This is a genomic window from Prevotella sp. LCP21S3_D2 (assembly GCF_052118345.1).
GTDB lineage: Bacteria > Bacteroidota > Bacteroidia > Bacteroidales > Bacteroidaceae > Prevotella.
The window spans coordinates 22,444-37,050 of sequence record NZ_JBQKHJ010000018.1 but is presented as its reverse complement, the minus strand read 5'-3'; the positions used below and the strand labels follow the sequence as shown (position 1 = coordinate 37,050).

Here is a 14,607-nt window from a genome sequence, read left to right as displayed (position 1 = left end):
AACCTTTACGACTTATGAAGAAAATATTATTTTCTATTTCAATGTTGGCATTGGCTTATACAGCCAGTGCCAATGTTCCAGTTATCAAGAGCGACCCTAAGATTGAGGCTCAGGTAGAACAAACCCTGAAGAAACTCACCTTGGAGGAAAAGATAGGTCAGATGATGGAATTGGTGACCGACCTCTTTGGTGCCAACGACAAGAACGGTGTGTTCTATATCGACGAGCACAAGACCGATTCTATCCTTTCCCGCTATAAGATTGGCTCTATCCTCAACGCTCCAAATACCTGCGCACCAACCGCCAAGCAGTGGGAGAAGTACATCGCGCAAATCCAGAAGATCTCGATGAAGCGCATCGGCATCCCTTGTGTCTTCGGTCTCGACCAGAACCATGGTTCTACTTATACACAGGGCGGAACCCTCTTCCCGCAGAACATCAATGTGGCTGCCACCTTCAATCGTGAGATAGCTCGCCGTTCGGCTGAGGCTACCGCTTATGAGACTCGTGCAGTGAGCGTGCCTTGGACTTACAGTCCTACCGTTGATCTCGGTCGTGATGCCCGTTGGCCTCGCATCTGGGAGAACTTTGGCGAGGATTGCTACCTCAGTTCAGAGATGGGCAAGGCGATGGTCTATGGTTTCCAGGGCGAGGACCCAAACAACATCGACCAGTATCACATTGCCACTTCAATGAAGCACTTCATGGGCTATGGTGTGCCTTGGACCGGTAAAGACCGTACGCCAGCCTATATCTCTCCTGCCGACTTGCGAGAGAAGCACTTCGCTCCTTTCCTGGCGGGTCTGCAGGCTGGAGCCTTGACCGTGATGGTGAATTCCGCTTCCGTCAATGGTATGCCGATGCACGCCAACAAGGACATCCTGACAGGATGGCTGAAGGAAGAGACTGGATGGGATGGTGTGCTCATCACCGACTGGGCAGACATCAACAATCTCTATACTCGTGAGATGGTGGCAAAGGACAAGAAGGATGCGCTCCGCATTGCCATCAATGCTGGTATCGATATGATTATGGAACCTTATTCTTGCGATGCTTGTGGCTACCTTGTAGAACTGGTGAAGGAAGGTAAGATTCCGATGAGTCGCATCGACGATGCCTGTCGCCGTGTGCTTCGCATGAAGTACCGTCTCGACCTCTTCAAAAAACCAACCCAGAAACTGAAGAATTATCCTAAGTTTGGTGGCGAGGAGTTTGCCAAGCTCGCCTTGGAGGGAGCTACCGAGAGTATGGTGCTCCTGAAGAACGAGGGTAATATCCTTCCTTTGCAGCATGGCAAGAAGATTCTACTTACGGGTCCTAATGCCAATCAGATGCGCTGCCTGGACGGTGGATGGAGCTATACCTGGCAGGGGCATCGTGCTGATGAGTTTGCCGGCAAGTACAATACCATCTATGAGGCATTCTGTAATGAGTATGGCAAGGAGAATGTTATCTTGAACCAGGGTGTTACCTATAATGAGAAGGGAAAATACTGGGAGGAGAACGAACCTCAGATTCAGGGCGCAGTTGATGCTGCAAAGAATGTTGATGTCATCGTTGCCTGCATCGGTGAGAACTCTTACACAGAGACTCCGGGCAATCTGACCGACCTTTGGCTCTCAGAGAACCAGCGCAATCTCGTGAAGGAACTCGCCAAGACCGGTAAGCCTGTCGTTCTGGTATTGAATGAAGGTCGTCCTCGTCTCATTGCTGACATCGAACCATTGGCACAGGGCATCATCGACATCCTTATCCCTGGCAACATGGGCGGCGATGCCTTGGTAAACTTGGTATCGGGCAAGTCAAACTTCAGTGGCAAGATGCCTTACACCTATCCTAAGGAAATCAATTCGCTCGCCAACTATGACTTCAAGAAGAGTGAGGAGGTGGGTACGATGGAAGGTGCTTACGACTACAATGCGAAGATTACCCAGCAGTGGGGCTTCGGATATGGTTTGAGTTATACCTCTTACAAATATAGCAACCTGAAGGTTTCTCAGTCTGATTTCCGCCACGGCGACATCATCAAGGTGAGCGTGGATGTGAAGAATACGGGAAAGGTGGCAGGCAAGGAGAGTGTCCTCTTGTTCAGCAGCGATCTCATCGCCAGTATGGTTCCTGATGGTCGTCGCCTCCGTGCCTTCAACAAGATAGAGCTTCAGCCTGGTGAGACCAAGACCGTGACCTTTGAATTAAAGGCAGACGATTTGGCCTTCGTTGGTTGGGATGGCAAATGGAGATTGGAGGAAGGTGACTTCAAGTTGATGATTGCTGACCAGAGTGCTGATATCCATTGTACTGATACTTATCTATGGAAATCAGCCAACCGATAAAGTATATTTAAAAGATGAGTTAAAGAAAAGAGCGTGCCAATAGCGGTGCGCTCTTTTTGTTTGCATAGTAAAATGCGAAGAGTTAAATATCTACAAGAATCCCCCATGATGTTTGGTGTTATGTCTTGAAATGATTACTTTTGCAAATCATAATTTTTGCAGATTTACAGAATCATTCAAAACAAGGATAAATGGAAATAGTAATTGGAATCATCATAGGGCTTGCCATCGGATTCTTCGTGGGAAAACTGATGGAAGCAAAAAGTGCGGGAGAGGAGAAAACGCAGCTTGTTGCGAAGGCGCAGGTGCTGCAGGCTAACATTGAACAGAGCAATCTGCATCATGCTTCTGAGGTTCAATCCTTGAAGCAATCTCATGCTGTAGAAGTTCAAGGCCTGAAGGATTCTCATGCTTCTGAAGTTCAATCCTTAAAAGTTCAGATGGAGAACGAACGACAGTATGCCGCCAGACTCAGGGCGGAAAGCGACCAGCAGTGGGCACAGAAACTCGAGAGCCTGAAGCAGGAAATGCAGCGAATGACGATAGAACAGCAGAAGGTGGCGGCTGAGCAGTTGGCTGCCAAGCAGTCGGCTCTGCAGGAAAACAACCGTCTGCAGATGGATGAACTCCTGAAACCTATCAAGGAACAGTTTGCTGATTTCAAGAAATCGGTAGAGGAGAGCAAAACCCAGAACGAGGTGAACAAGAAGGAACTGCAGAACACCTTCGAAGCCACGATGAAACTCTTCCAGCAGGAACAGCAGCAGGCTGTACTGAACCTGAAGGAGCAGACCGAGAAGATTGGCTCCGATGCTGCCAACCTGACCAAGGCATTGAAGGGCGACAGCAAGATGCAGGGCGACTGGGGCGAGATGGTGCTGGAAACCATCTTGGAGAACAGCGGCCTTCGTAAAGATGAGGAATTCTTCATTCAGGAGAATACGAAAGATGAAGAGGGAAAGAACTATCGTCCGGATGTCATCGTCAGATTCCCGGAAGGCAGAAGTGTGGTCATCGATTCCAAGGTTTCGCTTACCGCCTATTCCGATGCTCTGGCAGCTGAAGATGAGGCTGAACAGGAACGCCTGATGAAGGCACATGCGCTGAGCGTACGAAAGCACATCGATGAACTGGCAGCCAAAGACTATTCTAAACTGGTGGATGATGCCATTGGCTTCGTACTGATGTTCATTCCTAACGAGACCAGCTATATCGCAGCGATGAAGCAGCAGCCGGATCTCAGCCGTTATGCTTATCAGAAGAAGATTATCATCATCTCACCAAGCAATCTGCTCATGGCACTCCAGCTTGCCTATAATCTCTGGCAGTATGACCGGCAGAACAAGAATGTGGAGAAAATCGTGAAGACGGCAGCTGACCTGTATGATAAGGTGGCTGGCTTCGAAGATACCTTTATGAGTGTGGGGGATCTGATAACCCGCCTTTCGGGTACTTTTGATAAGGCTAAGAAGCAACTCTATGACGGCACCGGCAATGTGATGAGAAGGGTAGAGAGCCTGAAGGGACTTGGAGTGACACCGAAAAAGCAGATCAAGGAACTGGATAATCTGTAAAGTGTATACAAATAGTCTGCTGTTGGTTAAAAGGGAAACCGGGCGAAAAGCAGTTTTTGTTACCGAAACATTTCTAATTGTTCAATTTAAGTTTCTAATTGTTCAATATTTTGAAATAATCTCTAAAAAGGAGCGGTATTTCAGATTAAATTCGTAATTTTGCTCTGACTCAACAGAAGAGGAATCATTGTATTGCTTATAAAAAGGCAAAAATTTACATAAAACAACATCAATAATTATTAATTATGAAACTGAATGACATTCTTTCTAACAACTTTCAAACTACAGAATGGGAAGCCAAAGGTTATGAGCTCCCTAAGTATGATATTGCTGCTGTAGCTAAGAAGACGCATGATGAACCTACTTGGGTTCACTTTGGTGCTGGTAACATCTTCCGTGCGTTCCCTGCTGCTATTCTTAACGATGCACTTAACACCGGCAAGTACGATCGTGGTGTTATTGTTGCTGAAAGCTTCGACTACGAAATTATCGATAAGGCTTATCGTCCTTACAATAATCTCTCTCTTCTCGTAGGCCTCCAGTCTAATGGTACTATCGAAAAGAAGGTTATCGCATCTATTACCGAAAGTATCAAGGCTGACAAGCAGTTTGCTGACGACTGGGCGCGTTTGGTTCAGATTTTCCAGGCTCCATCTTTGCAGATGGTTACTTTTACCATCACCGAGAAGGGATATTCTTATAATGATGCAGATTTGGCACGTGGTCTTGATGCAGTATTTGCTATGGGTAAGCTTACCGCTCTTCTCTATGAGCGTTATAAGGCAGGCAAGTTGCCACTTACTCTTCAGTCTACCGACAACTGTTCTCACAACGGCGACCATGTTAAGGCTGGCGTAAAGGCTTATGCTGAGCGTTGGGCACAGGATGGTGTCGTAGAGGCTGGTTTCGTAGATTATATCAATGACAGCAGCAAGATTACCTATCCTTGGTCTATGATTGATAAGATTACTCCTCGTCCACACGAGAAGGTACAGGCGATGCTCGCTGAGGATGGTTTCGAGGATAACAATACGATTATCACCGAGAAGCATACTTTCACCGCTCCTTTCGTAAATGCCGAGGAAGTGCAGTATCTTGTTTGCGAGGATACTTATACCAACGGTCGTCCGCCATTGGAGTTGGGCGGTGCGCTCTATACATCCCGCAAGACTGTGGATGAGGTTGAGACCATGAAGGTAACCACCTGTCTGAACCCTCTGCATACAGCGATGTCTATCTATGGATGCATGCTCGACTATACCTTGATTTCTGCAGAGATGGCTGATGATGATCTTCGTGCCTTCATCCAGAAGATAGGTTATATCGAGGCAATGCCAGTAGTAACAGATCCAGGTGTGTTGAATCCATACGAGTTTATCGGCACCGTTATCAACAAGCGTCTGCCTAACCCATTCATGCCAGATGCTCCTCAGCGTATCGCTACCGATACCAGCCAGAAACTCTCTATCCGTTTCGGTGAGACTATCAAGAAGTATATCGACCGTGGTCTCGACAAGAGCAACCTTGTGTTGATTCCTCTGGTATTGGCAGGTTATGCCCGTTATCTCAAGGCATTGGATGATAATCTGAAGCCATTCGAGCCATCTTCCGACCCATTGTTGGCAGAACTGCAGGCCATCGTGGCTCCTCTGGAGGTAGGCAAGGCTGATCAGGACTACTCTTGCCTCAAGAACCTCTATTCTCGCAAGGATGTATTCGGACTCGATCTCTACGAGGCTGGCTTCGGCGAGCAGATAGAAGGCATGGTGAAGGAACTCTTCGCCGGCAAGGGTGCCGTAAGACAGACATTGCACAAGTACGTTGCTGCAAGATAATTCATTTTTTTGATTTAACCAATACATTATATATAAAGATATATGGAAAGAACATGGCGCTGGTTTGGCAAGAAGGATAAGATTACGCTTGCCCAGCTGAAACAGATAGGTGTGGAGGGTATCGTGACTGCATTGCACGATGTGCCTCTGGGTGAAGTTTGGACACGCGAGAAGATTCATGAACTCAAGGAGTACATCGAGTCTTATGGCATGAAATGGAGCGTGGTTGAGTCTTTACCTGTGGTTGAAACCCTGAAATATGGCGGTCCTGACCGCGACCATCAGATTGAGGTTTACAAGGAAAGTCTCCGCAACCTGGGTGAGGAAGGCATCAAGTGCATCTGCTACAACTTCATGCCGGTTTTGGACTGGGCACGTACCGATTTGTCTCACGACAATCCTAACGGAGCCAACAACCTCTATATGAACTGGGGCGAGTTTGCCTACTTCGATATCTATATCCTCCAGCGTGAAGGCGCCCGTGAGGATTGGGCTGAGTTCTCTAAGGAGCACAAGTGGGGCAGAGACCTCGTGGCTGAGGCTGATGAAATCAAGAAGACTTCTACACCAGAGCAGGATCATGCCCTGGTAGAGAATATCATCATCAAGACCCAGGGTTTCGTATCGGGTAACTTCAGTGAGGGCGATTCTGCTCCTGTCCAGAAGTTCCGCGACCTGTTGAAGCTTTACGATGGCATCGACAAGAAGAAGTTGCAGGAGAACATGAAGTACTGGCTGGAGGCTATCATGCCTATTTGCGATGAATACGATATCAACATGTGTGTTCACCCAGACGATCCTCCTTATCCTGTATTCGGCTTGCCAAGAATCATCGGTCGTGCCGAGGATATCCAGTGGATGCTCGATGCTGTGCCAAACAAGCACAATGGTCTGACTTTCTGTGCAGGTTCATTCTCTGCCGGCGAGCACAACGACTGTGTGGCAATGGCTAAGCAGTTTGCTGACCGCACTCATTTTGTTCATCTGCGCTCTTGCTACATCTTCCCTAACGGGAACTTTACAGAGGCTTCTCACTTGGGTGGTCGCGGCCATCTCATTGAACTTTGCCGCATCTTCGAGAAGGCTGAGCAGGAAGGCAAGTGCAATTCCGGTCGTCGATTGCCAATGCGAGTAGACCACGGTATGACCTTCACTGATGAGCCAGGTGGCGTATTCGATGAGAGCAATCATGGTCACAATGCCGGTTACACTCTCCTCGGCCGTATGTTTGCCATGGGTCAGATTCAGGGTGTCATCGCAACAGTAGATGATGAACTGGGCATTGAGTATAAGCAGCCGGGATTCTATGATTAGTGATTAGTTATTAGTGATTAATTCTGATGAAATATAAAAAGGGCTAGCATGCACAAGCGCACGCTAGCCTTTTTGTTTTTACACCCTCTTGGACCGCATGTGGCCATGGGGCAATTTCTGGGTGTCATCGCCACAGTTGATGATGAACTCGGCATCGAGTATAAGCAGCCGGAATGATCTTATTTTAAATAGGAATGTAGGTTTTTTGTTCGCCCAATGATACAAATCATTCAAATGTAGCAGGATTGACGAATTTTGCTGTTTTTTATACGAATTTTAGGTGTTCTCTTCCAATTATTCGTATTAATTTTGCAGCAGAAAACAAAAGATATAGTCGGTTATAGTAACAGAAAATATAAATTATTAATTATTAAGAATATCATATATGACATATAAGTATATTATAACTCAGAGTTTGGCGATGCTGATGAGTCTTGCTTCGAATGCTTTCGAAGTGAAGAGCGGGCAGATGGTGGTGGTTTCTGCTGATACTGCCCGGATGGAACCCGTGGCTAAGACAGCTTTGAAGATGTTGAAGGGCGATATCCGAAAAGTGCTGGGCTCGGAAATGAAACTTGTTAATACTTCTGTTAATAGTTCCATCATCCTGCAGAGGGATGCCGCTGCCTTCGCCTACAAGAAGGAAGCTTTCCTGCTAAAGTCAGCCAATGGCTGCCTATATATAAAAGGTAGCGATGATCATGGATTGGCTTACGGCATCCTCGAGGTGTCTCGCCTCTTGGGCGTTTCACCGTGGAAATGGTGGGCAGATGCCGAGCCTAAGCAGCTCAAGGCATTCTCCCTGAAGGAAGGATATCACAATGAGCAGTCACCATCGGTGGAGTATAGAGGCATCTTCATCAATGATGAGGATTGGGGACTGATGCCATGGTCGGGAAAGACCTATGAACCATCGGATATTCCAGGTCATATAGGTCCTAAGACCAATGCCCGCATCTTCGAACTCCTGCTCCGCCTTCGTGCCAATACCTACTGGCCGGCGATGCACGAATGCACCCGTCCTTTCTTCCTGACAGAAGGCAACAGAGAGGTGGCCCTGCAGTATGGCATCTACATCGGAGGTTCCCATTGTGAGCCGATGGCTTCGAGTACGGCTGGCGAATGGAAGATGAGAGGAGTAGGAGAATATGATTTTCTGAACAACAGGGAGAATGTGCTCCAGTTCTGGGAAGACCGTGTGAAGGAGGTGGCTGGTCAGCCTATCCTCTATACCATCGGAATGCGTGGCGTTCATGATGGAGCCATGCAGGGAGCCAAGACAACTGAGGAACAGAAAACAGTATTAGATAGCGTCTTGAAGGCGCAGAGAGAGTTATTGGGAAAATATGTGAATAAGGATGTGGCGCAGGTACCTCAGCTGTTCGTGCCTTACAAGGAGGTGCTCGATGTGTATCATGCAGGCCTGCAGGTGCCTGAGGATGTATGCCTCGTATGGTGCGATGACAATTATGGTATGGTACGCCACTTTCCTACAGCCGAAGAGCGTGCCCGCAAGGGTGGTAACGGCATCTACTATCACGTGAGTTATTGGGGCCGTCCTCATGATTATCTCTGGCTCGGCACCTTCTCGCCAGCTTTACTCTACCAGCAGATGTCTGAAGCCTGGCACAAAGGCATTCAGAAGTTCTGGATTCTCAATGTGGGCGATATCAAGCCTGCTGAGTATCAGATAGAGCTCTTCCTGGATATGGCGTGGAATATGAACCGCACCTATTCGGGCGATACCCCAGAGAAGGAGCTGCAACCTAACAATGAATGGCTGGCAGAGCATGAGAAGAACTTCTGGACCCGCGAATTCGGCAAGAAGCTGGCTGCAGAGATGCTGCCGGTGATGCAGGAGAGCTATCGGCTGGCGTATATCCGCAAGCCGGAGTTCATGGCGAATACGCGATGCGAGGAAAGAAATCCGAAATATAAGGTAATCACCGACCTGCCATGGAGCGAAGCCTATATCCGGGCAAGATTGGCTGATTACAAGTCGATTTCTGACAAGGCAGAGAAGATAGGGGGAATGCTCGATAAGGCGATAGCCAAGGGCGAATTACCTAAGGAACGCAAGGATGAGTTCTATCAGCTATTCAAATATCCCGTGCAGGCTGCTGCCCAGATGAACAATAAACACCTTTATGGGCAGCTGGCTCGCCACGGAAAGGAAATTTCTGGTTCTTCCCGTGATGTTTCTGCCGAGTATTGGAAGAAGAGCGAGGCGGCTTACGACAGCATCATCAGTCTCACCAAGGTATACAACGAGGGTTATTACAATCAGGGCAAGTGGAACCGCATGATGGATTTCCAGCCACGCAGGCTGCCGGTATTCAACCGTGTGCCTCATACCGTGGCTACCCAGCCTTTGGCAAAAGATCCTGAATATATAGCATGTTTGAGCGCCAACGATTGCATTTCAGCCAGTCCTCTTTCCTTGTGGAAGGGATTGGGTTATGAAGGTAAGGCGATTAGTATAGTCCGAAATCAAGAGATAGGTTTTGTTTTCGACGGTAAGAAGGTGAAGGGTGATTCGATTACCATCCAGGTTCGTTGGGTTCCGACTCATCCTATGGATGACAAACTTCGTTTCTCTCTGTCGCTGGACGGTGGAAAACCGGTTGAAGGGGAGGTTCAGACCAGAGGCAGAAGTGAGCAGTGGAAGGTGAACACCCTGCAATGTCAGGCTCGCGTATCCTTTACATTGCCAGTAGCCCGAATGAAGAAGCATCGCATTCTCATCAAGGCATTGGACGAAGGCTTGGTCCTTGACCAGGTTTGTGTGTATTGAGAGGGCGTGTTTTACGGGAATTATTTCTTCGCATCGAGTTTCACCTCCTCTACATATTTCACCAGCGAATCCTTGCCGTTCAGCAGATAGTAGTCTACTCTTACCACGTGGTTGATGTCGGCATTACCCTTCACCTTGATATGTAGGGTCTTGCTATATATAAAGGTGTCGCGGCGTGAAGGGTAGGATACCAGCTGGATGATATCCTTGGTAGAACCGCTGCCTATATAAAATATGTCGGTACTGTCCACGATGGCAGCCTGCTCAGCTGTCTTTTTCGCCATCTTTTTGGCGTGGGCAGACGATGTGTCTTCCGGATAGAACTCGCTGGCAGCCACGGTGTCACCATCCTGCTGTTCGGGTGCGAACTTGCAGCTGGTACCGGTTGTCGTAATAAGGGTTGTGGCGGCAATGGCAGCCACGAAGTATAAAATCTTCTTCATGATTATCTGTTTTTTGCCTGCAAAATTACAAAAAATCCTCTGAAAAACCAATTTCTTTTTCGTCTGATCGTCTTTTGAGCGAATAATTATCGTTCATTTGATACAATAAATCGTTCTTGATGCGTAAAAATGCCAAAAATTGCTGTTTTTTGAACGATTTTTTCACCTATTATATACAGAAAAACCTTATCTTTGCACCAGAATTCAGAAAGGTTTGGTTTACTTACGGTGAATCGATTCGTTTCGGGATGATATGGTTTACGATTATAAGTTTAGGTTTAGTTGTTTTAGGTTAAGTTTAAGGTAAAAGTTTTTAAGTTTAGGTTAGTTAGGTTTTTAGGTTTATAGGTTTAGTTTTTTAGGTTTATAGAATTGTATTCTAGAAGTCCACGGCCCGCTGTTGAAGCTCGCTGTGGATTTTTTTTATCCCCAAAATACAAAAAAAAATATGAGATTGTTTTTGGATTCCTAGTTTTTGCTTGGTAAAAATCTGTGATATTTGCGAATTGAAAATCGGTGGCAGAAGGGAAAGCTAAAGCTGCGGGAGTTATTTCTTGTCCCACAGAGTCCACAGATTTTCACAGATACAATAGAAAAAAAAGGTCTATATGCCACGATAATCGGGTGGCGTATAGACCCTTTTAGTAGTATCAGGGATGCCGAAGGATGACGCCATGCGGTCTGATGGAGCGCTGCATGACTAGAGTTTCATCTGCTTGATTTCCTCTGCCGTCAGCCCCGTCATATCCATGACCATAGCTTCATCCATACCCTGTGCCAGCATCTTTCTGGCAATCTCAAGGCTTCGCTGGTTCATGCCTTCTTCTTTACCTTCAGCTCTGCCTTTTTCCATGCCTTTTTCCATGCCTTTTTCCATGCCTTTCTGGTAGCTGTCATCAATGAGGGTTCTTTCAACGCTTACGGAATCCCAGAATTTGTCGTAGGCCCAGAGCTCGGCATCAGTGAAACCGGAAATCTCCAGTTCCTCTGTTGTCGGCAGATACTGTTCCTGTTGTATCAGTTCATCTTCGTTGAGTGACTGAAGGGCATTCAGGAGGTTTCTCAATCGATTAGGATGATTGCCGAATATCTTCTTGAACGTGAGGTCTGCCTTAGGATCTAAGTACTTCATAACCATCAGTTTTAAAATCTACAGCGCAAAGTTACGACTTTATTTTCAAATCCGCAAGCTTTTTCTGGAATTTCTTTGTTTTTCCTTGGGGGTGTTCTAAAGAAGCTATTAGATAGGGAAAATATCTCTGAGAAATAATAAAATATCTCTGTGAGATAAAACTATATCTCTGAGAGATAAAATTATAGCGTGTTGAAAAATCTTGATTCTTTGGAAAAAGAGGGAAAATAAAAAATAAGACACGAAAACTGAAGGAACTGAAGGCAAAGTTTTTGGGAGTGTTAAAATAGGGTTAAAAAGTAAGGAGAATGGACAAAAATGTTGGCTGAAGGACTGAAGGCACTTTTTCAAAATAATAATTTCATGTCAAAAACTGCATTTTAACACTTGGTATAAATATGTTGCAATTACCTAATAATCATATAATTACATCTTTTTACTCTGCGCTGCATATAAAAATGAGTTTTTAATTTCAGATTTCAGTTTTTTTGTGACCCTTCCTTCACAACCTTCAGTTTTTCAGAGGGGTTCCTTTACTTGTAATTCTTTACAAATTCTAAAATCCTAAATCTGCGTTATCTGTGAAATCTGTGGGACGATTAAAGAAATAAAAAAGAGAATGCGCCATGGACTCATGACGCATCCTCTTTTTTTTATTTACATTTCTACGATTACCTCGTGTTTGCCTTCCTGGCATGGAATGATGGTGCCTGGGATAGCCTTGCCATCAACGGTTATCTGCTTGACGCCCTTCTCCTTGCCTTCTGGGTTCTTTACCACGATGTGGTATTCGCCACCACGGAACTTGCGGGTTACCTCGTACTCATGGGCGGTGCTTGGGAGGCATGGGTCGATGTTCAGACCCTCGTAATCTGGCTTGATGCCTAGGATGAACTCGCTGACCGTATACCACATCCATGCTGCTGTACCGGTGAGCCAGGAGTTCTTTCCTTCGCCCGGTTTGGCTGCATCCTTACCGGCTACCATCTGGCAGTTTACGTAAGGTTCTACCTTGTGCAGAGTCTGATACTTCTCTTCTACATAGCTTGGCAGAATCTTGGTATAATGGTTCCAGGCATCGTTGCCACGACCGGCTACGGTTTCACCGATGATAACCCAAGGATTGTTGTGGCAGAAGATGCCGGCATTCTCCTTGTAACCTTCAGGATAGGATGATATCTCGCCCATCTCTACATGATAGGTGGTATAGGCAGGGTTGTTCAATACCATTCCGTGCTCGCACTCCAGACGCTCCTTGGCGCTGTCCAATGCCTTGTCGCAGAGACCGTCTTCCAGTCCGATGCCAGCCATGGTGCACCAGCCCTGGCTCTCGATGAAGATCTTGCCTTCTTCGTTCTCATCACTACCTATCTTGTTGCCGAAGAAATCGTAGGCACGGAGGAACCATTCGCCGTCCCATCCATGCTGCTTCACGGCTTCGCTCATTGCGTCTACCGCCTGCTGCATACGCTCGGCTTCTGCCAGGTAATCTTCCTCGGCTAGTCCGGCGATTTCGCCTTCATGGCTGTTCACGGCTTCCTTGGCAAGCTGCTTGCAGAGGGCTACATAGTCCTTGCCGGTTACTACGAACAGGCCGGCAATCATCAGGCTTTCAGCCTTGCTGCCTTCGCCCTTGTTCTCGGTGGTCTGGAAACTCTCGTTAGGATTCCAGGAGAAGCAGTTCAGGTTCAGGCAGTCGTTCCAGTCGGCTCTGCCGATGAGCGGCAACTTATGCGGACCCAGGTTGTTGATAACATGGTTCATTGAAATCTTGAGGTGCTCGAAGAGGCTTACTTCTGTGCCCGGCTGGTTGTCGAAAGGCACCTGCTCAGCGAGGATAGAGAAGTCGCCCGTTTCCTTGATGTATGCCACGGTACCGAAGATGAGCCAGCAAGGGTCGTCGTTGAAACCGCCACCGATATCGTTGTTGCCGCGTTTGGTGAGCGGCTGATACTGGTGGTAGCAGCCACCGTCAGGGAACTGGGTGCTGGCGATGTCGATGATGCGCTGGCGGGCACGGGTAGGTATCTGATGAACGAAGCCTACGAGGTCCTGGTTGGAATCGCGGAAGCCCATGCCTCGACCGATGCCGCTCTCGAAGAAACTTGCCGAACGCGACATACAGAAGGTGATCATGCACTGATACTGGTTCCAGATGTTCACCATGCGGTCTAACTTGTCGTTGCCGCTCTTCACGCTGAAGATGTTCAGCAGGTTATCCCAGTACTGGTTGAGTTCTGCGAAGGCAGCGTCCACCTTTTCGGTGGTATCAAACTTGGCTATAAGCTCATGAGCTTTTTCCTTGTTGATCACCTTCTTGGCGCTGAACTTCTTGTCCTGCTCGTTCTCCACATATCCCAGGAGGAAGATGAGGTCGCGACTCTCGCCCGGCTGCAGGGTAACCTCTATATAATGAGATGCGATAGGGCTCCAGCCGTGGGCAAAGCTGTTGCGTGGCTTGCCTTCGATGACTGCCTCAGGCTCGGCAAACTCGTTGTAGAGTCCGATGAAGCTCTCGCGGTCGGTATCATATCCCTGAATCTCTGTATTCACGGTGTAGAAAGCATAGTGGTTGCGGCGCTCGCGGTATTCGGTCTTGTGATAGATGGTAGAACCCTCTACCTCCACCTCTCCCGTAGAGAAGTTGCGCTGGAAGTTCTCCATGTCGGTAGCAGCATTCCAGAGGCACCATTCGGCAAAGGAGAATACCTTGAGGGTCTTCACCTCCTTAGTCTGGTTCTTCAGCGTCATCTTCTGCACCTCAGCCCATGTATGGAGCGGAACGAAGAAGAGCACACTTGCCTCCACGCCGTTCTTGCTGCCCGTGATGCGGGTATAGTTCATGCCGTGGCGGCACTCGTAGCTGTCGAGCGGTGTCTTGCAAGGTTTCCACCCTGGGTTCCATACGGTATCGCCATCCTTGATGTAGAAATAGCGACCGCCGTTATCCATCGGCACACCGTTGTAGCGATAACGGGTGATGCGACGGAACTTGGCATCCTTGTAGAAGGAATAACCACCTGCTGTATTTGAGATGAGCGAGAAGAAATCCTCGTTACCCAAATAATTGATCCAAGGCCATGGAGTCTTAGGATCTGTAATCACGTACTCGCGATTGGCGTCATCAAAATGACCGTACTTTTTCTCTGCCATTGTTTTTTTAATGTTATTTTTAGATAAAT

8 protein-coding genes are annotated in these 14,607 nt (G+C 47.4%); 5 read left to right on the top strand and 3 right to left on the bottom strand.

From position 1 onward, the window contains the following. Nucleotides 1–14: 14 nt before the first annotated feature. From ACTQ16_RS11490 to ACTQ16_RS11470, 5 genes are all read left to right on the top strand, one after another. Nucleotides 15–2,333: a glycoside hydrolase family 3 N-terminal domain-containing protein gene (locus ACTQ16_RS11490; RefSeq protein WP_294970531.1), complete on the top strand. Its 2,319-nt coding sequence runs from the start codon at nt 15–17 to the stop codon at nt 2,331–2,333. Nucleotides 2,334–2,524: 191 nt separating this feature from the next. Beyond that, nucleotides 2,525–3,907 (top strand): DNA recombination protein RmuC, encoded by a 1,383-nt coding sequence (gene rmuC / locus ACTQ16_RS11485; protein WP_294970529.1) that lies wholly within the window; start codon nt 2,525–2,527, stop codon nt 3,905–3,907. Between the two features lie 245 nt (nt 3,908–4,152). Beyond that, nucleotides 4,153–5,742 carry a mannitol dehydrogenase family protein gene (locus tag ACTQ16_RS11480; protein WP_295347140.1) on the top strand — a complete coding sequence of 530 codons (1,590 nt, stop codon included), beginning with the start codon at nt 4,153–4,155 and terminating at the stop codon, nt 5,740–5,742. Nucleotides 5,743–5,784: 42 nt separating this feature from the next. Further along, a complete protein-coding gene (gene uxuA / locus ACTQ16_RS11475) occupies nt 5,785–7,056 on the top strand; it encodes a mannonate dehydratase (protein ID WP_006847799.1) in 1,272 nt (423 codons plus the stop codon). A 385-nt stretch (nt 7,057–7,441) separates the two neighbouring features. Next, complete coding sequence (locus ACTQ16_RS11470) at nt 7,442–9,850, top strand: glycosyl hydrolase 115 family protein (protein WP_441937492.1); 2,409 nt, start codon at nt 7,442–7,444, stop codon at nt 9,848–9,850. A gap of 20 nt (nt 9,851–9,870) precedes the next feature. Here the strand turns inward: ACTQ16_RS11470 and ACTQ16_RS11465 are convergent, their stop codons facing one another. The 3 genes from ACTQ16_RS11465 to ACTQ16_RS11455 form a co-directional block, all read right to left on the bottom strand. Further along, on the bottom strand, nt 9,871–10,293 hold the full coding sequence (locus tag ACTQ16_RS11465) for a hypothetical protein (protein ID WP_153124402.1): 423 nt from the start codon (nt 10,291–10,293) through the stop codon (nt 9,871–9,873). Nucleotides 10,294–10,993: 700 nt separating this feature from the next. Next, nucleotides 10,994–11,425: a hypothetical protein gene (locus ACTQ16_RS11460; protein ID WP_441937490.1), complete on the bottom strand. Its 432-nt coding sequence runs from the start codon at nt 11,423–11,425 to the stop codon at nt 10,994–10,996. 657 nt (nt 11,426–12,082) lie between these two features. After that, nucleotides 12,083–14,578 carry a GH36-type glycosyl hydrolase domain-containing protein gene (locus ACTQ16_RS11455; protein WP_441937488.1) on the bottom strand — a complete coding sequence of 832 codons (2,496 nt, stop codon included), beginning with the start codon at nt 14,576–14,578 and terminating at the stop codon, nt 12,083–12,085. Between the last annotated feature and the right edge of the window lie 29 nt (nt 14,579–14,607).

Coding starts and splice junctions, on each gene's coding strand:
- rmuC (WP_294970529.1), top strand. CDS start 2,525: ATGGAAATAGTAATTGGAATCATCATAGGGCTTGCCATCGGATTCTTC.
- ACTQ16_RS11480 (WP_295347140.1), top strand. CDS start 4,153: ATGAAACTGAATGACATTCTTTCTAACAACTTTCAAACTACAGAATGG.
- ACTQ16_RS11490 (WP_294970531.1), top strand. CDS start 15: ATGAAGAAAATATTATTTTCTATTTCAATGTTGGCATTGGCTTATACA.
- ACTQ16_RS11465 (WP_153124402.1), bottom strand. CDS start 10,293: ATGAAGAAGATTTTATACTTCGTGGCTGCCATTGCCGCCACAACCCTT.
- ACTQ16_RS11460 (WP_441937490.1), bottom strand. CDS start 11,425: ATGAAGTACTTAGATCCTAAGGCAGACCTCACGTTCAAGAAGATATTC.
- uxuA (WP_006847799.1), top strand. CDS start 5,785: ATGGAAAGAACATGGCGCTGGTTTGGCAAGAAGGATAAGATTACGCTT.
- ACTQ16_RS11470 (WP_441937492.1), top strand. CDS start 7,442: ATGACATATAAGTATATTATAACTCAGAGTTTGGCGATGCTGATGAGT.
- ACTQ16_RS11455 (WP_441937488.1), bottom strand. CDS start 14,578: ATGGCAGAGAAAAAGTACGGTCATTTTGATGACGCCAATCGCGAGTAC.